At 61.5% G+C, this 22,051-nt stretch carries 21 protein-coding genes and 1 tRNA gene; 8 read left to right on the forward strand and 14 right to left on the reverse strand.

What is annotated here, in order from left to right; all coding sequences use genetic code 11:
* Positions 1-183 precede the first annotated feature (183 nt).
* Positions 184-576, forward strand: a complete 393-nt coding sequence (apaG, locus tag HFO99_RS30145) for a Co2+/Mg2+ efflux protein ApaG (protein ID WP_222365386.1) — start codon at positions 184-186, stop codon at positions 574-576.
* Positions 577-862: 286 nt separating this feature from the next.
* Here apaG and HFO99_RS30150 read toward each other — a convergent pair whose 3' ends face one another.
* From HFO99_RS30150 to HFO99_RS30160, 3 genes are all read right to left on the reverse strand, one after another.
* A complete protein-coding gene (locus HFO99_RS30150; protein WP_222365362.1) occupies positions 863-1,855 on the reverse strand; it encodes an Hsp33 family molecular chaperone in 993 nt (330 codons plus the stop codon).
* 87 nt (positions 1,856-1,942) lie between these two features.
* On the reverse strand, positions 1,943-2,857 hold the full coding sequence (gene argF, locus HFO99_RS30155) for an ornithine carbamoyltransferase (protein ID WP_020048342.1): 915 nt from the start codon (positions 2,855-2,857) through the stop codon (positions 1,943-1,945).
* Between the two features lie 42 nt (positions 2,858-2,899).
* Entirely contained in the window at positions 2,900-4,099 is a 1,200-nt protein-coding gene (locus HFO99_RS30160) for an aspartate aminotransferase family protein (RefSeq protein ID WP_222365364.1), read from the reverse strand.
* A gap of 420 nt (positions 4,100-4,519) precedes the next feature.
* On the opposite strand from HFO99_RS30160, the gene HFO99_RS30165 reads away from it, so the two are divergent.
* Complete coding sequence (locus HFO99_RS30165; protein ID WP_075226172.1) at positions 4,520-5,053, forward strand: GcrA family cell cycle regulator; 534 nt, start codon at positions 4,520-4,522, stop codon at positions 5,051-5,053.
* 261 nt (positions 5,054-5,314) lie between these two features.
* Here HFO99_RS30165 and phoB read toward each other — a convergent pair whose 3' ends face one another.
* From phoB to phoR, 8 genes are all read right to left on the reverse strand, one after another.
* Positions 5,315-5,998 (reverse strand): phosphate regulon transcriptional regulator PhoB, encoded by a 684-nt coding sequence (gene phoB, locus HFO99_RS30170; protein ID WP_003545181.1) that lies wholly within the window; start codon positions 5,996-5,998, stop codon positions 5,315-5,317.
* A 147-nt stretch (positions 5,999-6,145) separates the two neighbouring features.
* Complete coding sequence (gene phoU, locus HFO99_RS30175) at positions 6,146-6,859, reverse strand: phosphate signaling complex protein PhoU (RefSeq protein WP_024321049.1); 714 nt, start codon at positions 6,857-6,859, stop codon at positions 6,146-6,148.
* A 44-nt stretch (positions 6,860-6,903) separates the two neighbouring features.
* On the reverse strand, positions 6,904-7,719 hold the full coding sequence (pstB, locus tag HFO99_RS30180) for a phosphate ABC transporter ATP-binding protein PstB (protein ID WP_017958848.1): 816 nt from the start codon (positions 7,717-7,719) through the stop codon (positions 6,904-6,906).
* Positions 7,720-7,734: 15 nt separating this feature from the next.
* The gene (pstA, locus tag HFO99_RS30185) at positions 7,735-9,057 is read right to left on the reverse strand and encodes a phosphate ABC transporter permease PstA (protein WP_222365366.1); all 1,323 of its coding nucleotides are present in this window, start codon (positions 9,055-9,057) and stop codon (positions 7,735-7,737) included.
* Positions 9,054-10,535, reverse strand: coding sequence for a phosphate ABC transporter permease subunit PstC (gene pstC / locus HFO99_RS30190; RefSeq protein WP_222365368.1), 1,482 nt, complete (start codon positions 10,533-10,535; stop codon positions 9,054-9,056). Before pstC ends, pstA begins: the two co-directional genes overlap by 4 nt.
* Before the next feature lie 169 nt (positions 10,536-10,704).
* A complete protein-coding gene (locus tag HFO99_RS30195) occupies positions 10,705-11,739 on the reverse strand; it encodes a substrate-binding domain-containing protein (RefSeq protein ID WP_064250666.1) in 1,035 nt (344 codons plus the stop codon).
* A 475-nt stretch (positions 11,740-12,214) separates the two neighbouring features.
* Positions 12,215-12,616 (reverse strand): endonuclease domain-containing protein, encoded by a 402-nt coding sequence (locus HFO99_RS30200; protein ID WP_222365370.1) that lies wholly within the window; start codon positions 12,614-12,616, stop codon positions 12,215-12,217.
* 89 nt (positions 12,617-12,705) lie between these two features.
* Positions 12,706-13,929, reverse strand: coding sequence for a phosphate regulon sensor histidine kinase PhoR (gene phoR / locus HFO99_RS30205; RefSeq protein ID WP_222365372.1), 1,224 nt, complete (start codon positions 13,927-13,929; stop codon positions 12,706-12,708).
* Between the two features lie 241 nt (positions 13,930-14,170).
* Between phoR and ppk2 the strand changes: the two genes are divergently transcribed.
* Positions 14,171-15,052: a polyphosphate kinase 2 gene (gene ppk2 / locus HFO99_RS30210; protein WP_222365387.1), complete on the forward strand. Its 882-nt coding sequence runs from the start codon at positions 14,171-14,173 to the stop codon at positions 15,050-15,052.
* Positions 15,053-15,109: 57 nt separating this feature from the next.
* Here ppk2 and HFO99_RS30215 read toward each other — a convergent pair whose 3' ends face one another.
* Complete coding sequence (locus HFO99_RS30215; RefSeq protein WP_222365374.1) at positions 15,110-16,309, reverse strand: regulator; 1,200 nt, start codon at positions 16,307-16,309, stop codon at positions 15,110-15,112.
* A gap of 286 nt (positions 16,310-16,595) precedes the next feature.
* Here HFO99_RS30215 and HFO99_RS30220 point away from each other — a divergent pair, with 286 nt between their 5' ends.
* Entirely contained in the window at positions 16,596-17,555 is a 960-nt protein-coding gene (locus tag HFO99_RS30220; protein ID WP_222365376.1) for an NAD(P)H-dependent flavin oxidoreductase, read from the forward strand.
* 110 nt (positions 17,556-17,665) lie between these two features.
* Positions 17,666-17,741: transfer RNA gene (locus HFO99_RS30225), tRNA-Thr, on the forward strand.
* 490 nt (positions 17,742-18,231) lie between these two features.
* On the opposite strand, the gene HFO99_RS30230 is transcribed toward HFO99_RS30225, so the two are convergent.
* Positions 18,232-18,888, reverse strand: a complete 657-nt coding sequence (locus HFO99_RS30230) for a hypothetical protein (RefSeq protein WP_222365377.1) — start codon at positions 18,886-18,888, stop codon at positions 18,232-18,234.
* A 139-nt stretch (positions 18,889-19,027) separates the two neighbouring features.
* Here HFO99_RS30230 and HFO99_RS30235 point away from each other — a divergent pair, with 139 nt between their 5' ends.
* The 3 genes from HFO99_RS30235 to HFO99_RS30245 all read left to right on the forward strand — a co-directional run bounded on the left by HFO99_RS30235 (position 19,028) and on the right by HFO99_RS30245 (position 21,778).
* A complete protein-coding gene (locus tag HFO99_RS30235) occupies positions 19,028-19,387 on the forward strand; it encodes a hypothetical protein (protein WP_222365379.1) in 360 nt (119 codons plus the stop codon).
* 259 nt (positions 19,388-19,646) lie between these two features.
* Positions 19,647-21,137 (forward strand): MDR family MFS transporter, encoded by a 1,491-nt coding sequence (locus HFO99_RS30240; protein ID WP_222365381.1) that lies wholly within the window; start codon positions 19,647-19,649, stop codon positions 21,135-21,137.
* Between the two features lie 74 nt (positions 21,138-21,211).
* Positions 21,212-21,778 carry an AAA family ATPase gene (locus HFO99_RS30245; RefSeq protein WP_222365388.1) on the forward strand — a complete coding sequence of 189 codons (567 nt, stop codon included), beginning with the start codon at positions 21,212-21,214 and terminating at the stop codon, positions 21,776-21,778.
* A 61-nt stretch (positions 21,779-21,839) separates the two neighbouring features.
* On the opposite strand, the gene HFO99_RS30250 is transcribed toward HFO99_RS30245, so the two are convergent.
* The coding region (locus HFO99_RS30250; protein WP_222358238.1) for a transposase at positions 21,840-22,051 on the reverse strand (212 nt) is incomplete at its 5' end.

Raw genomic sequence — 22,051 nt, forward strand, 5'->3', positions numbered from 1 at the left:
TGAGGCCGGGGGAACAAGTTTGCCCGCCGGGGCGTTCCGAAACGGAATTAACACTGACAATTAGGCTTAGCGATCGAAAAACCTTCGGATCACAGCCATTTCAGCGATGATAATTGTTCCGTTTCTTGACGGACAGGGCCTCTTATAAGATACGGGTAACATATCTTGACTAAGGTGCAAGGCATGTATCGCGCCCTCACAAGAGAGATCGAAGTAGTCGTCGAGCCGTTCTATCTGGAGGAGCAATCCGATCCGGAAGACGATCGCTATGTCTGGGGTTACCGGATTGTCATCAGCAACAATTCCGGCATAGCCGTTCGCTTGGTCAACCGTTACTGGAACATCACCGACCAGAACGGACAGGTGGACGAGGTGACCGGCCCCGGCGTCGTCGGCGAGCAGCCGCGGCTCGGCCCCGGCGACACCTACGAATATTCCTCCGGCTGCCCGCTCGACACGCCCTCAGGGCTGATGTTCGGCCATTACCAGATGGAAACGGACGATGGCGAGATGTTCGATGTCGACATCCCCGCCTTCTCGCTGGATTCACCAGGGCTGCTGCGCGTACTTAATTGAGGCGCATCAATTGAGACGTCATATTCCGTCAGCGCCACGTTCCTGAGACGTCTTCGACGCCCGGCTCCTGGGGGATTGCCGAGGCCCGCCCCTCATCCGCCTGCCGGCACCTTCTCCCCGCAAGCGGGGCGAAGGGGATATGCCGCGGCCTCTCCGCTCCCCACCAACCTTTCGCAGGGCACGTCCCCCTCGCCCCGTTTTTTACGAGGGTCCGCAGGACGGGTCGAGACCAGTGGCTCGGCCCCGGCAAGGTTAGGGTGAGGGCAGCCATCAATGCAAACCGCGCCTATTCGGCCGGCTGAAGCTCGGCCGGCTCGAAGCGGTAGGTGGTCGAGCAGAATTCGCAGGTGACTGCGATTTCGCCGTTTTCCTGGCTGGCTTCGATCTCCTCGGCCGAAAAGCCCTTCAGCACGCCCTTGATCTTGTCCCGCGAGCAGCTGCAGCGGTCGAACACCGCGCGCGGTTCGTAGACGCGCACGCCGCGCTCGTGGAACAGGCGGAACAGCAGCCGCTCGGTGCCGACAAGCGGATCGGTGAGTTCATCGGCGTCGATGGTCTCGACCAACGAACGCGCTTCGAGCCAGGCATCGTCGTCGCCATGCGGGCGGCTGCCGGTGTCGCCGTCGCCGCCGTGGAGATCCGGCTGGCGCATGCGCTCCGGCGCTTCCGGCAGGAACTGGGCGACGAGGCCGCCTGCCCGCCAGCGATGGCGCGGCTTGCCGGCATCGTCACGATCGAAGAGTTCGGCCGCGGCAAGACGGACGCGCGTCGGGATCTGCTCCGACTGGCGGAAATAGACGCCGGCAATGTCTTCCAGCGTGGTGCCGTCGAGCGGAACGATGCCCTGGTAAGGCTGGCTGAACTTGCCCTGGTCGATGGTGAAGGCGAGAATGCCCTTGCCGAGCAATTGTTCGGGCTCGGTTTCGCCTGCCTCGACGGCCTTGTTGAGCAGCGCCTGATCGAAACGGGCATAGGCGCGGACATTTTCCGGCGTCGAGAAATCGGCGACGAGAAGATCGACCGGGCCGTCGCCCTTGGTCTGCACCGTGAACTTGCCGTCGAACTTCAGCGAGGTGCCGAGCAGCACCGTTAGCACGACGACTTCGGCAAGCAGCCGGGCAACGGGTGCGGGATAATGATGGCGCTCGAGGATCGCATCGAGCATCGGGCCGAGCTGGACGGCGCGGCCGCGCACATCCAGCCCCTCCACCTGGAAGGGGACGACATGGTCATCGCCGGCGAAATCAAACTGGCCGAGGGCGGCTGCAGCTTCTGCCATGGCTTTTCACTCCTTTCAGAGCGATGGGCCAGCGTGCCCTTCGCTCGCGCGGTCGCGAGTTTGTCTCTCGCGACGTCCGATTATGGTTCAGATCGCGCCCAGGCACCAAGCAAGAATCGACTTCTGCGCATGAAGACGGTTTTCCGCCTCATCGAAGACCACGGATTGCGGACCGTCGATCACATCATCAGTCACTTCCTCACCGCGATGGGCGGGCAGGCAATGCATGAACAATGCATCATTGCCGGCTTTCGCCATCAAGGCCGCGTTGACCTGATAAGGCTGGAAGACATTGTGACCCCGGGCCCGATGTTCCTGATTCATGGAGACCCAGGTATCGGTCACCACGCAATCGACGCCGGCGACCGCACGGTCGGCATCATGGCAAAGCATGATTTCGGCGCCCTCATTGCGGGCCCAGTTCAAATAGTGATCCTTTGGCTCCGAGCCAAGGGGCACGGCCATGTTCATCCGATAGCCGAAACGCGCGGCACCCTCGACCAGCGAATGCAGCACATTGTTGCCGTCGCCGGTCCAGGCGATGGTCTTGCCCTTGATCGGGCCGCGGTGCTCTTCGAAAGTCATGATGTCGGCCATGATCTGGCAGGGATGGGTGTCATCCGTCAGCGCATTGATCACAGGCACGGTCGCATGCTGGGCCAGCTCCAACAGCCGCGAGTGCTCGGTGGTGCGGATCATGATCGCATCGACATAGCGCGACAGCACCTTGGCGGTGTCGCCGATCGTCTCGGCGCGGCCGAGCTGCATCTCGGTGCCGGACAGGAACAGCGTTTCGCCGCCGAGCTGGCGCATGCCGACGTCGAAGGAGACGCGGGTGCGTGTCGACGGCTTCTCGAAGATCATCGCCAGCATCTTGCCGGCGAGCGGCTTGTCGCCCTGGCCTGCCTTAAAGGCCTGCTTGCGAGTGAGCGCATCGTTCATGATCGTTCTGAGATCGGCCGATGTGACCGCCGAAAGATCGAGGAAGTGTTTAGGGCTCATATCGTCTACTTACCTGTGCTGCGCCAGAAGGCGGCAATTTCTTCAAGCCGTCTTCTTGACCTTGGAAGCGCGGATACTCTCGGCGGCGCGCTCGACGCGGGCAAGGCCCTCGCGGGCTTCCTCGGCGGTGACCACGAGCGGCGGAAGAAGGCGGATGACATTGTCGCCGGCGGGCACGCCGAGCAGATGGGCGGCGCGGATCGCCTGCAGCAGTTCCGCTGAAGGGACGGCAGCCTTGATGCCGAGTAACAGCCCCTCGCCTCTGATATCCTCGATCACATCGGGATAACGATCCTTCAGCGAGGCGAGGCCCTGGCGAAAGACAAGTGCTACGTCGCGCACATGCTGGAGGAAGCCATCGGCAAGGATGATGTCGAGCACGGCACTGCCGACGGCCATGGCAAGCGGATTGCCGCCATAGGTCGAGCCATGCGTGCCGGCCTTCATGCCGGAGGCGGCCTCTGACGTGGCAAGGCAGGCGCCGAGCGGGAAACCGCCGCCGATGCCCTTGGCCACAGCCATGATATCGGGGGTGATGCCAGACCATTCATGGGCGAAGAACTTGCCGGTGCGGCCGACGCCGGTCTGGACCTCGTCGAGGATCAACAGCAGACCGTTGTCGTCGCAGAGCTGGCGAAGCGCCTTCATGAACTCGGTGGTGGCAGGACGCACGCCGCCCTCGCCCTGCACCGGCTCGATGAGGATCGCCGCCGTGGCATCGGTGATCGCGGCGCGGACCGCTTCGATATCGCCGAAAGCCACCTGATCGAAACCCGGCGCCTTCGGGCCGAAGCCTTCAAGATATTTCTCCTGGCCGCCGGCGGCGATGGTCGCCAGCGTCCGTCCGTGGAAGGCGCCTTCGAAGGTGATGATATGGAAGCGCTCGGGATGACCCTTGGAAAACTGATAGCGGCGCGCCGTCTTAATCGCGCATTCGAGCGCCTCGGCGCCCGAATTGGTGAAGAACACCTTGTCGGCGAAGGTGGCGTCCGTCAGCCGTTTTGCCAGACGTTCTTGGCCGGGGATCTCATAGATGTTCGACAGGTGCCAGACCTTGTCGGCCTGCTCCTTCAGTGCGCCCACAACATGCGGATTGCTGTGGCCGACGGAGGTGACGGCAACGCCGGCGCCGAAATCGAGATATCGCTCGCCGCTTTCGGTGATCAGCCAAACGCCCTCGCCTCGCTCGAACCGCAGCGGGGCACGAGAATAGGTGTCATAAAGCGGCGCGGCTTCGGCCATGGCGCGATCTCCATCAAAGTTGCCGGGCAATGACTCCGGCTAAGGAAACCAGGCCCGAAAAATCAAAAATGCCGCCTTGCGGCGGCGAGTGGCACTATTTCCTTTTCGCGCTGCAATGTCAACAAAACGGCGCCCTTAGCGTATGCAGCACGGGTGTACAGCGGCTTTCTCAGTCATCAACAGGCATTATTGCAGAAATGACACGCAGGGGCAGCAAGTTGGGGAAAACTACGAATTCGATTCATCCGGATTCATGCGACTCTTGTCACGGAGTCAGCCTCACACTAGGTTAAAGATCAATTACTAGACTGCATGCGGCGGAACTAGTCACCAAAATTGATCAAGCGTTTCTTGTTTCGGAGCTCCCGGGACAACGGTGAGGGATTCTGCCATCACCAACGCAAAAGGTGGAGACAGGGCATGAACTGGACAGACGAGCGGGTCGAGAAACTCAAGAAACTTTGGGCCGAAGGACTGAGCGCCAGCCAGATCGCTGCGCAGCTTGGCGGGGTCAGCAGAAACGCGGTCATCGGCAAAGTGCACCGGCTGTGCCTTCCCGGCCGTGCCAAGGCCGGCGGCACCAACACCGCGGCGCGAACGCCGAAGCGCAATACATCGGCGCCGCGCGCGCCGAACTACGCCTCACGGGTCACGACCCGCACGGTTACCCGCCAGCAGGGCGCGACCATGCTGAAGGAAGAGATCGAGATCGAAACGATCGAGGAAATGGAATACGTGCCGAGAGGCAATGTGGTGGTGCCGATTTCGCGCCGCCTCGGCCTGACGGAGCTGACCGAACGCACCTGCAAGTGGCCGGTGGGCGATCCGCTGAAGGACGACTTCCATTTCTGCGGCTGCGAGTCCCCCGACAATTCGCCTTATTGCAGCTATCACCAGAAGCTCGCCTACCAGCCGGTCAACGAACGCCGCCGGGCGGCAGCACGGGCCAGCTGAGCGGGCTGACCATTGCTAGAATGCAGAAAACGGGCCGAGCGGCCCGTTTTTTTATGCAATTTTGGTTCGTGCGGATGGCTGCCCCTCATCCGCCTGCCAGCACCTTCTCCCCGCTTGCGGGGCGAAGGGACATGCCGCACCCTCTCCGTCCCCACCAACCTTTCGCGGGGCACGTCCCCTCGCCCCGTTTACGGGGAGAGGGTTAGGGTGAGGGGCAGACGTTAGCACGAGCGACCTTGTCAGCAACCAGAACGAAAGCCCTCAGGCTTCCATCGAATAACCGGCGCCGCGGACGGTGCGGATGACGTCCTGCATGTTGGAGAAATTCAGTGCCTTGCGCAGGCGGCCGACATGGACGTCGACGGTGCGCTCGTCGACATAGATATCGTGGCCCCAGACACCGTCCAGCAGCTGCGAGCGGGAGAAGACTCGGCCAGGCGACGACATCAGGAATTCCAGCAGGCGGAATTCGGTGGGGCCGAGGCGGACTTCACGGGTCTTGCGATGGACGCGATGGGTCTCGCGGTCGAGCTCGATGTCACCGCATTTCAGCACCGTCGACAGCACCTCGGGACGGGCGCGGCGCAGCATCGCCTTGACGCGGGCAACGAGTTCGGGGGTCGAGAAGGGCTTGACGACATAGTCGTCGGCGCCCGTCGACAATCCGCGGACACGCTCGCTCTCTTCGCCGCGCGCCGTCAGCATGATAATCGGCAGGCGCTCGGTTTCCGGCCGCATGCGCAGCCGCCGGCAAAGCTCGATGCCGGAGACCCCGGGCAGCATCCAATCGAGGATAAGAAGATCTGGCGTGCGCTCCTGAAGCCGCATTTCGGCTTCGTCGCCACGAAGGATGGTATCGACCTCGAAGCCTTCCGCTTCGAGATTGTAGCGAAGGAGCACGCTGAGGGCTTCTTCGTCTTCAACAACTGCAACTCTCGGGATCATGCGTATCGGTCTCCTCGCGCATGATCCTTAAACCGGGGGTGATTTAAGCAGTGCATCCTGCGCAAATTCAGAAATTGGCTGCGACCTCTTTGCGCGCCCGGACGGGCGCGCACGCAATTGACTGGTCCGGGCGACTGGCCCGGACGGTTATTCCGTGACCGCGCCGACGGTGTTGGCGCTGTCGTCCTTCGGACGGTCGCCTTCCGGCTGCGCGCCTGTCGTCATGTAAAAGATCGTCTCGGCGATGTTGGTGGCGTGGTCGCCGATGCGCTCGATGTTCTTGGCGCAGAAGAGAAGATGCGTGCAGCTGGTGATGTTGCGCGGATCTTCCATCATGTAGGTCAGGAGCTCGCGGAACAGCGAGGTGTACATCGCGTCGATCTCGTTGTCGCGTTCGCGGATCGCATTCGCCTTGTCGGCGGAGCGATTGGTATAGACGTCGAGCACTTCCTTGAGCTGGACGAGCGCCAGCTCGGACAGGTGCTCGAGGCCGCGGGCGAGCTTGCGGGGAACGCCGGTGCTCTGTACGGCGATGACGCGCTTGGCGGTGTTCTTGCCGAGGTCGCCGACGCGTTCGAGATCGGCGGCGATGCGGATCGAACCCATGATTTCACGCAAGTCCGCAGCCATCGGCTGACGGCGGGCAATGGTGACGATCGCCTTGTCGCCGATTTCGCGTTCGGCATGATCGAGGATCACGTCGTCGGAGATGACCTTCTGCGCCAGCGCGGTATCGCCATTGACGAGGGCGCGCACGGCTTCGGCGACCATCTGCTCGGCCAGGCCGCCCATTTCGGAAATCCGCCTGGACAGGAACTTCAGATCATCATCATAGGCAGAATAAATATGTGTCGATGCCATGGGGCTTTATCCTCGAATAACGGGAAGGCTTGGTGTCGCCAACATCAGCCGAAACGACCCATGATGTAGTCCTGGGTGCGCGGGTCGTCGGGATTGGTGAACATCTTGTCGGTGTCGTTCTCCTCGACGAGGTTGCCGAGGTGGAACATGGCGGTGCGCTGCGAGACGCGTGCGGCCTGCTGCATGGAGTGGGTGACGATGACGATCGTGTAATTCTCGCGCAGCTCGTGGATCAGTTCCTCGACCTTGGCGGTGGCGATCGGGTCGAGCGCCGAGCAGGGTTCGTCCATCAGGATGACTTCAGGGCTGACGGCGACGGCACGGGCAATGCAGAGGCGCTGCTGCTGGCCGCCGGACAGGCCGGTGCCGGATTCGTGCACGCGGTCCTTGACCTCGTTCCAGAGACCGGCGCGCTGCAGGCTGGTCTCGACGATCTGGTCGAGATCGGCCTTCGACTTGGCAAGGCCATGGATGCGCGGGCCGTAGGAGACGTTTTCATAGATCGTCTTCGGGAACGGGTTCGGCTTCTGGAAGACCATGCCGACGCGGGCGCGAAGTTCGACGACGTCGATATCGGGATCATAGACATCGTCGGTATCAAGCGTGATCTTGCCGGTGACGCGGCAGCCGTCGATCGTATCGTTCATGCGGTTGAGGCACCGCAGGAAGGTCGACTTGCCGCAGCCGGACGGGCCGATCAGGGCGGTTACGGTGTTTTCGCGGACGTTCAGGTTCACATCGAAAAGCGCGCGCTTCTCGCCGTAGTAAACCGAGACATCCTTTCCGATCATCTTATACGGGACGTTGCTCATCTTCTGATCCAGCGCCTTTTCAACTGCAGCTTCCGTCAGCATATTCATGATGTTTAACTCCGTTTACCAGCGGCGCTCGAAGCGACGACGCAAGAGGATGGCGCCCATGTTCATGACGATCAGGAACAGGAGCAGGACGATGATGGCACCCGAAGTACGCTCAACGAAGGCACGTTCGGCCTCGTTGGCCCACATATAGACCTGTACGGGCAGGGCCGTCGAGGGATCGAGTGGTGTCGTCGGCGCGTTGGCGACGAAGGCGACCATGCCGATCAGGAGCAGCGGCGCGGTTTCGCCGAGCGCGTGCGCCAGTCCGATGATCGTACCGGTGAGGATGCCGGGCATGGCGAGCGGCAGAACATGGTGGAACACCATCTGCATCTTCGACGCCCCGAGGCCGAGTGCTGCGGCGCGGATCGACGGCGGCACGGCGCGCAGAGCCGCACGCGTCGCGATGATGATCGTCGGCAGGGTCATCAGCGTCAGCACCAGGCCGCCGACCAGCGAAGCCGAGCGCGGCAGGCCGATGAAGTTGATGAAGACGGAAAGACCGAGCAGGCCGTAGACGATGGAAGGAACCGCGGCGAGGTTGTTGATATTGACCTCGATCAGATCCGTCAGCTTGTTCTTCGGCGCGAACTCCTCGAGATAGATCGAGGCGGCGACGCCGATCGGCAGAGCGAGCACGAGGACGATCAGCATCAGATAGAGCGAACCGATCAGGGCGACGCCGAGGCCTGCGGCCTCCGGACGGCTGGAATTGCCGTTGACGAAGAGGCCGGTGTTGAACTGCTTGTGGAGAGCGCCGCTCGCCTTCAGCTCGTTCATCCAGGCAACCTGCTTGTCGTTGACCTTGCGGTTCTTCTCATCGACCGAGAGGTCGATCTGGCCCTTGCTCGCGCTGTCGACATTGGCGTCGGCGAGCACCGTGACATTGACCGTCTTGCCGATGATCGACGGATCGGCGATCACCATATCGCGCAGCTGGATCGGCGCACTCTTCGACAGCATGGCGGATGCATCGCGCACGTCGGGACGGCTCGAGGCATTGATGTTCAGCTGCTTGACGATCGCGTCGCGCAGGAGAATCGGGTAGTTGGCGGCGATCAGCACCGATGGGTCGGTCGCACGCTTATTGTTCGGATCGATCGTCTTCTCGGAAAATTCGATCGGCAGGGTGATCGCCGTCTGCTGGAAGGCGGTATAGCCTTTGCCGATCACCGTCCACAGCAGGATGAAGAGAAAGACGAGACCGAAGGTGATGGCGGCGATGCCATAGGCCTGGAACCGGCGCTCGGCAGCATAGCGACGCTTGATGCCGATATCGCGGCGCACGGGCGCCTTGGAAACGGTGACGCCTGATGTGGGAGAAACAATATCCGTCATTCGTACTGCTCCCGGTATTTGCGCACGATGTAGAGCGCATAGATATTGAGGCAAAGCGTGATGCAGAACAGCGTGATGCCAAGGGCAAAGGCAACCAGCGTCTGCGGCGAGGTGAACTCGAGGTCGCCGGTCAGCTGGTTGACGATCTTGACGGTCACCGTCGTCATCGGCTCGAAGGGATTGATCTGGATGCGGGCGGCCACACCGGCGGCCAGCACGACGATCATGGTTTCGCCGATGGCGCGCGAGGCCGTCATCAGCAATGCGCCGACGATGCCGGGAAGGGCTGCCGGCAAGACCACTTTCTTGATGGTTTCGGAGCGTGTGGCACCAAGACCGAGCGAACCGTCACGCAGTGACCGCGGCACGGCGGTGATGATGTCGTCCGACAGCGAGGACACGTAGGGGATCAGCATGATGCCCATGACGATGCCGGCCGTCAGAACGCTCTGCGCCTGGATGAAATTGCTGTAATTGCCGGACAGAAGGCCGCTGATCTCAGCGGAGAAATCGCGCAGGAACGGACCGACGGTGACGAGCGCGAAGAAGCCATAGACGATCGTCGGAATGCCGGCGAGCACTTCAAGCAGCGGCTTGGCGACCCCGCGCAGCTTCGGCGAGGCGTATTCGGCCATGTAGATGGCGGCGAAGAGGCCGACCGGCACGGCGACCAGCATGGCGACTAGGCCGATGTAGATCGTGCCGAGCAGCAGCGGGATCAGGCCGAACTGGCCGAAGGACGAGCTGCCGGCGCCGGCAAAGCGCGGATCCCAGACGGTGCCGAAGAAGAAGTCCATGGCGGGAACGGCGGCAAAGAAGCGGGCGGCTTCCGACAGCATGGAGAACACGATGCCGATCGTCGTCAGAATGGCGATCGAGGAGGCGAGCAGCAGGCCCCAGAGCATGACGCGCTCGACCCGGTTGCGGGCGCGGAAGCGCGGAGCAATGGAGCGCAGCGCATAGAAGGCGCCAGCAATGGCGAGAGCGAAGACAACAGCCGTCATGGCGATGCGGCTCGTCATGCTCAGGGCGTTGAGCTTTTTGGCGGCGTCGAGCATGTAGGGCAGCGGCTGGCTGGCAAGCGGCACACCCTTTTCGAGGAGCTTGGCCTGCAGGGCAGCCGGATCGTTGCCGACCGCCGCAGTTTCATCCGAGGTCAGCATCGTCAGGCCGCGGGCGACCGTCGCCACCGTCGAATAGCCAAGATCCTGCTCGACCGACGCTTGAGCCTTGATGTCGTCAGGGAAAGCACCGCGAACCGAGGACTGGATGATGCCGGGGCTGATGGAGAGCCAGAGGCAGAGGACGATGAGGGCGGGAAGAACCGCCCAGATCGCCGCATAGGCGCCATAATAGGCTGGCCGCGAATGCAAAGCGGAGGATCGGCCTCCGGCAAGCGCCGTGGCACGGCTGCGCGCGACCAGATAGCCGGCGGCGCCGATCACCACAAGGCACAAAAGTATGATGGATGTGCTCATTCGTTACGTCCCCAGGCCCATAGCCCCAAAAAGCCCGGCAGCTTCATCAGCCTGCCTTCAGCTTCCAATCATGGAGAAGGAATTCCAACCCTGCAGCTCCAGCACCGCCGGCGCGCAGGGACATAAGGCAATGCCGGCGCGGCTGAAAGGCACCGCGCCGGCAAAGTGATTACATGGACTTGCCGGCTTCGACGTCCTTGCGGATCGCGTCACGTTCGGCATCCGGAGCGGCAACGAGGCCGTATTCTGCGAGCGGACCGTCAGGGCCGATCATCTGGTCGGATACGAAGAAGTTGACGTATTCCTTCAGGCCAGGAACGGCGCCGAGATGTGCCTTCTTGACGTAGAAGAACAGCGGGCGGGAAACCGGGTAGGTGCCGTTAGCGATCGTTTCGGTGGACGGAACGATACCGCTCATGCTCGCAACCTTGAGCTTGTCGGCGTTGTTTTCGTAGAAGGAAAGGCCGAATACGCCGACGCCGGTCTTGTTGGCAGCGATGCGTGCGAGGGTTTCCGGATAGTCGCCGTCGATGTCGACTGCAACGCCGTCCTTGCGGACTGCGACGCAGGCCTTGCCCTGGGCAGCCTTGTCGGCGATTTCCTTGGCGATGACGTCGATTGCGCCAGAGGCCTTGCAGCCGGCGGCGAGCACGTTCTGTTCGAAAACTTCGCGGGTGCCGTGCTTTTCGCCCGGGATGTAGACGGCGATATCAACAGCCGGAAGCTTCGGGTTGACTTCCGACCACTTCTTGTAGGGGTTGGCGACGAGCTTGCCGTCGACGACGACCTGGGCTGCGAGGGCCTTGTAGATGTCGGCAGGAACGTAGGCGACATCAGGGTTGGAAGCGTCGGTTGCAAAGACGATGCCGTCGTAGCCGATCTTGACTTCCTGGATGTCGGTTACGCCGGCAGCCTTGCAGGCTTCGGCTTCGTTCTTGTTGATCGGACGCGAGGCGTTGGCAATGTCGATGGTGTCTTCGCCAACGCCCTTGCAGAATTCCTTCAGACCAGCGCCCGTGCCGCCGGATTCAACGACCGGCGTCTTGAAGTTGGTGAAGGTTTCGCCGAAGGACTCGGCAACGATCTTTGCGTAGGGCAGGACGGTGGACGAACCAGCAACCTGAATCTGGTCACGGGCGACGGCAGCGCCAGCGAAAGCGGCGGTTGCAGCGAGCGCGGCAACGGTGAGCTTGAAGGTGTTCATTTAAGATCTCCCGGCATTTGGGCTTGTGTGAGTTCGGCCTTAGAGAGGCCCTCGCATGCCTTTTTTCATCGGCGAGACTCTCTTAGCGCTTTAAGCACCGTCCTTTTATGTCAAAGCCGTGAAACATTTGTGACAGGTTAAGTTACTGAGTTATAATGAAATATTTAAATGGACCGATAGATCATGTCGGGCGACCGGCAAAGTTTGTTGGTCAATCCACCTTGCGTTGTAAAAACCGCCTGCATATCGGCGACAGTAGGTGAGGCGGCGGTTCTTTGCTTGCGTCCTTTCATCAAGGTCGTTCCGCATGGTTTGCCCCTCATCCGCCTGCCGGCACCTTCTCCCCGCAGGCGGGGCGAAGGGACCATGTTGCGACCTCTCCGTTCCCCGCTCACCTCTCGCAGGGCACGTCCCCTCGCCCCGTTTTTACGGGGAGAGGGCTAGGGTGAGGGGCACGTCACACGGCAAACCATCGCTAGTCACGCGCGGCCGGAAAGAATCGCAAATCCACCACCTCGACGCGCTCGGTCAATCGCCCGTCGCAGATTGCCAGAATCGTGTCCAGCACCGATGGCAGTGCCGTCAGAACATCCACATTCCAGAAGCGCACCACCGACCAGCCATCGCCGGTCATGAAGACATCACGAATGCCGTCGCGTCGACTTTCCGCATGTTGACTGCCGTCGACTTCGATGACGAGCCGCAGTTCACGACAGGCAAAATCCGCAAAATAGGGTCCGATCGGCAATTGTCGGACAAACTTGTTTCCGCTGAGCCGCCGGTCGCGCAGCTCATTCCACAGCCTGTCTTCTGCATCATTATCCGACTGACGCAACGATCGCGCTCGGGCGGTGGTTTTGGGCTTGGGGCCTCTCATTAAAGTCGTTCCGTGTGATTTGCCCCTCACCCTAACCCTCTCCCCGTAAGAACGGGGAGAGGGGACTGCGTCTCACGCTGCCAGTCGCGTCAGAAACGCACCGTAAAGTCAGTGCCCTTGCCGACTTCCGACTTGACGATCAGCCGTGCCCGGTGGCGGGTGAGGATGTGTTTGACGATGGCAAGGCCGAGGCCGGTGCCCTTTTTCGAGCGGCTGTCCTCGATGCTGACGCGGTAGAAGCGCTCGGTCAGGCGCGGCACATGCTCGGCCGGAATGCCTGGGCCCTTGTCGACGATGCTGACCTCGACCGGCTGGCCGGTGCCGTTCTTCAGCCAGACATCGACGACCTCGCCCTCCTGGCCGTATTTGCAGGCGTTTTCCATCAGGTTCTCGAAGACTTGGACAAGCTCGTCGCGGTCTCCGAGCACCTCGACCTTGCCGTCGGGCAGATGCAGGTTGATGACGACGCCGACATCCTTTGCCAGCGGCACCAGCGCATCTCTGACATGGCCGAGCAGCGGCACCAGATCGACCTTCTCATCCGGGGCGATGTGCGATTTCAGCTCCAGGCGCGAGAGCGACAGCAGGTCGTCGACCAGCCGGCTCATGCGCGTCGTCTGATCGAGCATGATGTGGAGGAAACGTGCCTGCGCCTTCAGATCGTTCTTCGCCGGCCCCTGGATGGTCTCGATGAAGCCGCGCAGCGAGGCAAGCGGCGTACGCAGCTCATGGCTGGCATTGGCGACGAAATCAGACCGCATGCGGTCGATGCGGCGGACCTCCGAAATATCGCGGAAGGAGAGGATGAAATAGCGCTCACGCGGCCCGTCATCGGCGGCGAATTCAATGGGCGCGCTGCGGACGATATAGACGCGCTCGGAGGGCAGCCGCTCGGCATGCTCTATCTGGTTCGGCGTGTTGGCGGCGATGGTTTCGCGCACCATGTCGAGCACGCCGGGCGAGCGCATACGGGCCGATATATGGGCGCCGAGCGCCACCTCGCCGAAGGCCTTTTCGGCAGCGCGGTTCTGGAAGAGCACCGAGGCGTCGTCCGAGAGCACCATGACCGGGATATCGAGGCCGGAGAGCGTGGCGGAAGCTTCCGGCAGGCGGCTTGGCGGCGCTTCCGGCTCGATCTCCACCGGCGGGGCCGGTTCGGCCTCGATGATGGGGGCCTCATTGAAAAGGGCGGTGAGGATCATCACAAGCAGGAGGCCAAGCACGACCCACTTGTTCATGCCGGCGGCAAGCGCGGCGAGCGCGCTGAGGATCGCCGCAAGCAGCACCGGCCGTTCGCGCCTTATGCGCGCCAACAGGCTTTTTCTCCACGGAGTTTCGTCTGGCAAGTGCCCTCGCGGCGTCGATTCGTTTTTCTCTATATTGAACTCTGCCTGATAGCGGCACTTCATGACAGAAGTTTTCGGGCTGCCGCTTTGAAGCGAAAGGCCGCAGCCGAAACCCACGAAAAATGATCGGCCGGCCGTGAAAGATTTGATTTTCAACGGTAACTATGTTCGCCTGCAGAAAGAGAACAACCAGGCCGAGGAGGACCATATGGACGAGAAGGTCGAAAGCAGGGCCGTGGATCTGGAGATCCGCGGGAAGAAACGCACCTTCGATGTCGACGATCCCATCCTGCCGGACTGGGTGGACGAACACGCGCTTGCTTCCGGCGACTTCCCCTACAAGAAGAAGCTCAAGGAGGAGGACTATCTGGAGGAGCTGGAAAAGCTGCAGATCGAACTCGTCAAGGTGCAGTTCTGGCTGCAGGCGACCGGAAAGCGGGTGATGGCGCTGTTCGAGGGGCGCGACGCTGCCGGCAAGGGTGGCGCGATCTCGGCCTCTTCGGCGCATATGAACCCACGCCTTGCCCGCGTCGTGGCGCTGACAAAGCCGACCGAGCGCGAACAGGGGCAATGGTATTTCCAGCGTTATGTCGCGCAGTTTCCGACGGCTGGCGAATTCGTGCTGTTCGACCGGTCCTGGTACAACCGCGCCGGCGTCGAGCCGGTCATGGGTTTCTGCACGCCGCAGCAATATGAGGATTTCCTCAAGCAGACGCCGCAGCTCGAAAAGATCATCGCCCATGAGGGCATCTTCTTCTTCAAATTCTATCTCGATATCGGCCGCGAGATGCAGCTGAAGCGCTTCCACGACCGCCGGCACGATCCGCTGAAAGTCTGGAAACTGTCGTCGATGGACATCGCGGCGCTGACGAAATGGGGCGATTATAGCGACAAGCGCAACCGGATGCTCAAAGAAACCCATACGGATTTCGCGCCCTGGACGGTGATCCACGGCAATGACAAGCGACGGGCGCGCCTCGAACTCATCCGCCACATGCTGAACAGGATGGATTATGATGGCAAGAACAAACAGGCGCTCGGCACGGTCGATGCAGAGATCATCGGCTCAGGGCCTGGATTTCTGAAATAGGGCTTCCCTGAAATAGGCGTAGGCTAAACGGGGTCACCGGCTCCGCCGGGACCGGGGTCACTGCCCCGGCAGGATGCGGATGGCGAAGAGGTTGATGCCGCGCGCCTTGCCGTCGAGATCGCTGTTGATCGTCAGCGTGCCCGGCGAATTCGGCGCCAGCGAGCGGTCGAACTTCACCTGCAGCAGCGCATCCGATTTTTCCCGGGTGACGGTGAAGCGATGGCGAGCGCAATTGCCGAGCGTCTGGAAATTGCACTCGACGGTGATCTGGGTCGGCTCGTCGGTAGTGGACTGCAGCGTCAGCGCGATGGTCGAGGATTTGCCGGCCAGCTGCTGCAGCACCGAAGGCGGCACGCTGATCGAGACATTGCCATCGGCTGCACCGCTTTCGGAAATCAGCCGGACGGCCGGGCCGTCATTCTCGGTGATCTTTTCGGTGCGCGCCCGCGGGCCGCTCTGGATCTTGTCGGCGTCCTCAGGCTTGAACAGCGGGATCCAATCGGCCGAGAAACTGTTCTGCGGATCGATGGTCACCGGCTGATCGGTGTGAGAGGCGGCATTCCCGGCGCTATCGTCATTGCCGGTGAAATCCTCGGGCTGGGTGCTTGCCGGCGGATTGGCAACGCTGGTGTCGCGCTCGGCCGCCGTCATCAGCAGGCCCGACGTATGCGCCCACCAGGCGCCGATGCCGATGAAGGCGAGCAGCACGCACCAGACGAGCAGCCTCGAAAAAAACTTGCGCGGCTTGCGGCGGCCTGCCGCCCGCTCCGGGCGGAAATCCATATTGGTGGCGCGCTGACCGCGGGCAAGCCGCTCCTCGCCGACGGGGGCGGCAGCCAGGTGATCGGCATTGCCGGCATGCACGTCATCGAGGCTGGACTCGTCGCCGCGGCTGAGAGCCACGTCGGGGGTGCGGGTTTCGCCCACCGGTACGGGACTGTCGATAAGGCTGTCAATATCGGCCACATCACCGCGCGGAACCGGCGGCGCCGGCATTTCCACCACCGGCGGCACGGGCACTTCAGGCGGCCTCTGGCGGGGGTGAAGGCGGTCGCGCTCCTCGCCTTCGATGGCATGGATGGTGCTTTCCAGGCGATGGCGGTGATGGGCGACGACCTCGGTGTCGGTGATATCCTGCTTGCGCAAGCCGGCTTCCAGCGCCTGGCGGGCCGACTGATAGATCCTCGCTCGAACCTCCGGATTATCGCGATCGGAATTCTCGAGCGCAGTTCTGATGGCCGTTTCCAATCCGCTCACGTCAAGTCCTTCACCTTGAATTCGGCATCGGACTGCAATCCCCGCCGTTCTCCATCAAAATTCGGTAGCGGCAAGTGCGGCAAACCGCAAGCCTTGCAGGTCCCGGCCGCGGTTGATCGGCGGGAATAATCGGCAGGTTTCACCGCTTGCGGGCCTTATTATGTGCTTTCTCGGACGTATATATTCGGGCTGAAATCGACGAAGGCATGGCAGCCGCTCTTTTATCGCCTTTTCATCTCTGTTATGAGATTGACGTTTTCGTAAACGTCAATGGAAGCGATGAGCCATGGCCCTGCCCCCGATCCTGAAGGACAGATTGAGACTGCCGGTCATCGGCTCGCCGCTGTTCATCATCTCGCATCCGGCGTTGACGCTGGCGCAATGCAAGGCAGGCATCGTCGGGGCGTTTCCGGCACTGAACGCCCGGCCGGAAAGTCAGCTCGACGAATGGCTGGCCGAGATTACCGAGGAGCTCGCCCGCCATGACGCCGCCCATCCGGAAAGGCCGGCCGCCCCCTTTGCCGTCAACCAGATCGTCCACATGTCGAACAAGCGGCTGGAGCACGACCTTACGCTCTGCGTCAAATACAAGGTGCCGATCGTCATCTCCTCGCTGGGCGCCGTGCCGGAGGTCAATGCCGCCGTGCATTCCTATGGCGGCATCGTGCTGCATGACATCATCAACAACCGCCACGCCCATTCGGCGATCCGCAAGGGCGCCGACGGGCTGATCGCGGTGGCGGCCGGCGCCGGCGGCCATGCCGGAACGCTGTCGCCCTTTGCGCTGATCCAGGAAATCCGCGAATGGTTCGATGGGCCGCTGCTGCTGGCCGGCGCCATCGCCACCGGCGGCGCCATCCTCGCCGCAGAAGCGATGGGCGCCGACATGGCCTATATCGGCTCGCCCTTCATCGCAACGCAAGAGGCGCGCGCCGCGGACGCCTACAAGCAGGCGATCGTCGAAGGTGCTGCTGGCGATATTGTCTATTCCAACTATTTCACCGGCGTGCACGGCAACTATCTCAAGCCCTCGATCCTGGCTGCCGGCATGGACCCCGACAACCTGCCCTTAGCCGATGTCTCGAAGATGGATTTCGAGCAGGCTGTCGGCGGCGCCAAGGCCTGGAAGGACATCTGGGGCAGCGGCCAGGGCATCAGCGCCATCAAGGCTGTCGAGCCGGTGGCAAAACTCGTCGATCGGCTGGAGGCCGAATACAGGGCGGCGCGCACCCGGCTGGCGCTCTGAGGCGCCCTTCCCTCTTTTTTGCCAAAGCCATGACAGGGTGCTTGAAATCTTCCAACAATGCCTGTATCAGCGCCATGCAAATCGCAGGCCGCATGCTTCGGCCGTGAGGGGCCGCTTTAGCTCAGGTGGTAGAGCACATCATTCGTAATGATGGGGTCGCAGGTTCGAGTCCTGCAAGCGGCACCATTTTTCTCGTAGACTTCAGTATGTTGCAGAGACGGTGCGCCCGAAGTTCGGCGGTGGCTCTTTCCGTCGGCAGCGCTCGGGCAACACGCACATAAGTGGCATTCGCGGAAATGACGTGGAGGCGGTCAGCTCGCAGGTAAGACCTCAGAGTCCCTCCGCGGTGGCGCAGGCACAAGCCCATCATCATTTGATAGCTGACTTGAAAAGCCGCCTCAAAACTTCATGAAGAAGCAGAAGGGAGGACATGCCGACAAACCCACCCCAAAGGCAGATCAGATAAAACCCGGCAAAACCGGAATGACCAAAGAACTCGTTCCCCCTTCGGCACCTCGCGGCAGCGCATGCGGGGAGGTGGCCAGCGGGAACTCCCATCGCAAAATAAGCAATCTCAACAATCTGAAACCTATCTAGTGCTCTGGCGAAAATGGCAGCCCCTCCTCGGTCCAAGAGCCTGACAGGGTCACGCTTTCGCGGCTGTTATGGAAAAACTTCATCGAATCCAAGGGTTGTCGATGAAGAATCCATTCGGAACCGCCACATTATCGCGATTGGTTTCATAGATATCCATTACGGTCCGAGCGGAAAAAGGATTTTTGTCGGGATCGAAAATGCGCTCGGTCTTCAACAGCAGGCGATCCGTTGCCGACAGCCATATCATAATCGAGGCGTGATAAGGGCCACGATGCCACCTGCCAGAGAATGTGCCCACATTGGTGTTACGATATTTTTCGTATGAAATGAGATTACAATCAGTAAGGACAGGCCCCACGTCCGTGACAGTTTTCGTCACGCCGCGACTCAGCAGAGACCATAGACCCCCATCTTCTTTTCGCTCATACAGCGTTCTTCCGTTGTATCGACGCTCCGAAAACAGGCTGACGTGGCTGTCAGCCAAGTAGATCCGACTCGAATATCTGCCGGAGTTGTAAGTGTTTTCAAAGGCGCGATTTGCTTCGTTGCAGGTCGGATCCTCGCCGGGCAACGGCTCGTTGATGCCAAAGGACCGGCGGTCTTCTGCGACGGCAAGGGCAGGTGTTACAACCAGCAGAGCAAGACAAACAACAACGAATCGATGAAACGGCAAAGATGGATATCTTGAGTATTGAAAGGCAACGATAGCTGTCGCCGAAAAGAAAGCAATCAGCACGCGAACTTATCTAATATAATGGCCGGGAACCCCCGTCTCCCCGGTTCCAATCAAACGACCGTGAAAACCGCAGCTACGACAGGAACAATGCCACCCCGTGCAGGTTTTCTCCCGTGAGACAACAAGCATGGAGAAAATCATGTCCTGCAAGTTCATCGCGATATCATTGCTTTCGATCGGTCTGGCCGGTTCGGCCACGGCGCAGACGGCCGGAGGTGCGGATGCCAATGGGCGGCTTTCGGTGGCGCCGATTATCGGCGGGTCGGGGAGTTCGGGCGCCGGTTCCGCGGGCGCCGGGTCTGTTGGCACCGGTTCTGTCGGCACCGATCCCGGCACCACCGGCAGCACGGCCGGCAATGGCGGCGTCAATCTCAATAGCGGCCGCAGCACGATCAATCCCGGCGGGGTCAATCCCAACCTGCAGCAGACGCCGGGTTGCGCGGGGGCGGCCGGCACGGGCACGGATAACAGTTCCGTCGGCGATGCGTGCCCGCAATGAGGAGTGGGCGATTGTTCGCCTTCCCTCCCGACAGAATGAAGGCCCGGCGTCGCTCGGCCCGGGCCTTCGCTTTCGACCGAAACTTCCCTGACATCGCGCGAAAAGGATCGCTGCCGTCAGAAACCGGTCGCGGCCTGCTTTACCGTTCGGCCCTGAAGACGTAAAAGAGCCACATCACTCCGCAAGCGGCGCATCGCCCCACACCAAAGCCAGCCTGCCGATATTTCCGGCATCTGCGGAGCACCCGAAGAGGATCGCCATGTCGAATGCAGCGCAACGCTCGAACCGCGTGCTTATCGTCGCCACCATCATGCTCGCGACCTTCATGGTGGCGATCGAGGCGACGATCGTGGCGACCGCGATGCCGCGCATCGTCGGGCAGCTCGGCGGCTTTTCCTATTACAGCTGGGTGTTTTCTGCCTTCCTGCTGGCGCAATCGACCACCACGGTCATCTACGGCAAGCTTTCCGACATTTTCGGGCGCAAGCCGGTACTGATCGGCGGCATCCTTATCTTCCTCGCCGGCTCTTTGCTCTGCGGGCTTGCCTGGTCGATGATGTCGCTGGTGCTGTTCCGGCTGCTGCAGGGGCTCGGCGCCGGCGCCATCCAGCCGGTGACGACGACGATCATCGGCGATCTCTTCAAGCTCGAGGAGCGCGGCCGCGTGCAGGGCTTCATGGCCACCGTCTGGGCGACATCGGCCGTCGTCGGGCCGCTGGCCGGCGGCATCATCGTCGACAACATCTCCTGGGCCTGGATCTTCTGGATCAACCTGCCGATCGGCATCATCTCGATCATCGCCTTCATGATCTTCCTGAAGGAGGACGTGGCCCACAAGCAGGCCAAGATCGATTACCTCGGCGCGGCGCTGTTTTCGATCTCGATCGTCGCACTTCTCATCATGCTGACGGAAACCGATGCCAGCACCTGGATCCTGATTTCGCTCTTCGCCGTCTTCGTGGTCGCGGGCCTTTTCTTTCTCGGCCAGGAGAAGCGGGCGCCGGAGCCGATCATTTCGATCCCGCTCTGGAGCCGAAGGCTGATTGCGACCAGCAATGCGGCAACGCTGCTGGCCGGCATGGCGCTGATCGGGCTTTCGACAATCCTGCCGATTTATGTGCAGGGCGTGCTCGGCCGTTCGCCTGTTGTCGCGGGCTTCACGCTTACCATGCTCGTCGTCGGCTGGCCCCTGGCGGTGATCCTCTCCGGCCGCTTCTACAAGGCCTTCGGCATCCGCCGCACCTTGCGCGTCGGCAGCCTGATGTTTCCCTTCGGCGCCTGTTTCCTGTTGTTCCTGACCCCCGAAAGCTCGCCGATAGTTGCCGGCACCGGCTCCTTCTTCATGGGCTTCGGCATGGGTCTCATCAGCCTCACCAGCATCGTGCTGGTGCAGGAGAGCGTCGAATGGTCGATGCGCGGCAGCGCCACAGCCTCGATCATCTTTTCCCGCAGCCTCGGCAATACGCTCGGCGCCACGGTGCTCGGCGCCATCCTCAATGCCGGCATCAATTACTATGCGAGCGGCGAGGCGGCGGCGGGCCTGCATGAGGCGCTGAACCAGCCGACTGGGCTTTCGGCACTCGCCGCCGATCCGGCGATCCGCGCCGTCTTCGACGCGGCGCTGCACTGGAGCTTCTGGGGCGTCGTCGTAGTCGCGGTGCTAACCTTCTTCACCACCTGGCTGATCCCGGTCGGTCCCAGCCAGAAGCGCGAGGGGGCGGCCGTCGCAAGCGAGGTGGCCTCGCATTAAGCGGTTCGGCTTGTGGAAGCGCAGACATGCTGCGTTTTCACAGCGGTGGATCGGGTTGGGAGAGTCGTCGGACGATGAGTGTTTTCGTGTTGCTCCTGGGGTTTCCGGGCGTCGGGAAGCTGACGATCGCTCGAGAACTCGGGTCGCTTGTATCAGCAAAGATCGTTGATAATCACTGGTTCAACAATCCGATCCTGCGCCTCCTCGACGAAGAAGCAAGCGCTCCGCTGCCGAAGGGCATCTGGGAGTATACTGCAAGGGTCCGGCAGGCCGTGCTGGATACCATCACCGCCTATAGCGACCCGTCGGCGAATTTCATCTTCACCCATGCCGGGGTCGAAGGCGATGAGCGGAGCACACGGACGTACCAACAGTTCGTCGACGCCGCCACACAGCGCGCCGCGCTCTTTGTTCCGGTGCGATTGCTTTGTGCCGAAGAAGAATTGGCGCGTCGCGTTTCCTCCCCCGCACGGCGCGACCATTTGAAAACCACCGACGTCAAGACGTCGAGGAGCCGAAGCCAAAAGGCCGTGGTTCTTGATATCCCGCACCCAAACGCGCTGACGTTGGATGTGACGTTCACGTCACCTTTGGAAAGTGCTGCGGCAATACGGGATCATGTTGTGACATCCGGCGCCTGAGGGATGCAGCCCTTCGCGCAATCTTTCAGGTTCGCTCCTTGCGCTTTAGAGCGGGATTGTTTTAGGTCTGTTCATATCCGGCTTCCCTGAAGTAGTTTTGGCACTCTTTCGGCGAGACGGTTTGAAGGGTGGCTGCCAGCGCGTCGTCGACAGCCTGTCGGGTTCGGGCCTGCGCCTTACGCAGCTCGTGCTTGATCTTGGCAAAGAGCTTTTCGATCGGATTGAGATCGGGAGAGTATTGCGGCAGGAAGAACAATCGGGCGCCGGCCTTGC

The organism is Rhizobium leguminosarum, from assembly GCF_019798305.1.
Taxonomy (GTDB): Bacteria; Pseudomonadota; Alphaproteobacteria; order Rhizobiales; family Rhizobiaceae; genus Rhizobium; species Rhizobium leguminosarum_U.

Bases quoted from the DNA above. Each gene is read 5' to 3' on its own strand.
- HFO99_RS30165 (WP_075226172.1), top strand. From the start codon at position 4,520: ATGAACTGGACAGACGAGCGGGTCGAGAAACTCAAGAAACTTTGGGCC.
- argF (WP_020048342.1), bottom strand. From the start codon at position 2,857: ATGAGCCCTAAACACTTCCTCGATCTTTCGGCGGTCACATCGGCCGAT.
- HFO99_RS30235 (WP_222365379.1), top strand. From the start codon at position 19,028: ATGTCCTGCAAGTTCATCGCGATATCATTGCTTTCGATCGGTCTGGCC.
- pstB (WP_017958848.1), bottom strand. From the start codon at position 7,719: ATGAATATGCTGACGGAAGCTGCAGTTGAAAAGGCGCTGGATCAGAAG.
- HFO99_RS30220 (WP_222365376.1), top strand. From the start codon at position 16,596: ATGGCCCTGCCCCCGATCCTGAAGGACAGATTGAGACTGCCGGTCATC.
- pstC (WP_222365368.1), bottom strand. From the start codon at position 10,535: ATGAGCACATCCATCATACTTTTGTGCCTTGTGGTGATCGGCGCCGCC.
- HFO99_RS30150 (WP_222365362.1), bottom strand. From the start codon at position 1,855: ATGGCAGAAGCTGCAGCCGCCCTCGGCCAGTTTGATTTCGCCGGCGAT.
- ppk2 (WP_222365387.1), top strand. From the start codon at position 14,171: ATGGACGAGAAGGTCGAAAGCAGGGCCGTGGATCTGGAGATCCGCGGG.
- HFO99_RS30160 (WP_222365364.1), bottom strand. From the start codon at position 4,099: ATGGCCGAAGCCGCGCCGCTTTATGACACCTATTCTCGTGCCCCGCTG.
- HFO99_RS30240 (WP_222365381.1), top strand. From the start codon at position 19,647: ATGTCGAATGCAGCGCAACGCTCGAACCGCGTGCTTATCGTCGCCACC.
- pstA (WP_222365366.1), bottom strand. From the start codon at position 9,057: ATGACGGATATTGTTTCTCCCACATCAGGCGTCACCGTTTCCAAGGCG.
- HFO99_RS30200 (WP_222365370.1), bottom strand. From the start codon at position 12,616: ATGAGAGGCCCCAAGCCCAAAACCACCGCCCGAGCGCGATCGTTGCGT.
- apaG (WP_222365386.1), top strand. From the start codon at position 184: ATGTATCGCGCCCTCACAAGAGAGATCGAAGTAGTCGTCGAGCCGTTC.
- phoU (WP_024321049.1), bottom strand. From the start codon at position 6,859: ATGGCATCGACACATATTTATTCTGCCTATGATGATGATCTGAAGTTC.
- HFO99_RS30245 (WP_222365388.1), top strand. From the start codon at position 21,212: ATGAGTGTTTTCGTGTTGCTCCTGGGGTTTCCGGGCGTCGGGAAGCTG.
- phoB (WP_003545181.1), bottom strand. From the start codon at position 5,998: ATGATCCCGAGAGTTGCAGTTGTTGAAGACGAAGAAGCCCTCAGCGTG.
- HFO99_RS30195 (WP_064250666.1), bottom strand. From the start codon at position 11,739: ATGAACACCTTCAAGCTCACCGTTGCCGCGCTCGCTGCAACCGCCGCT.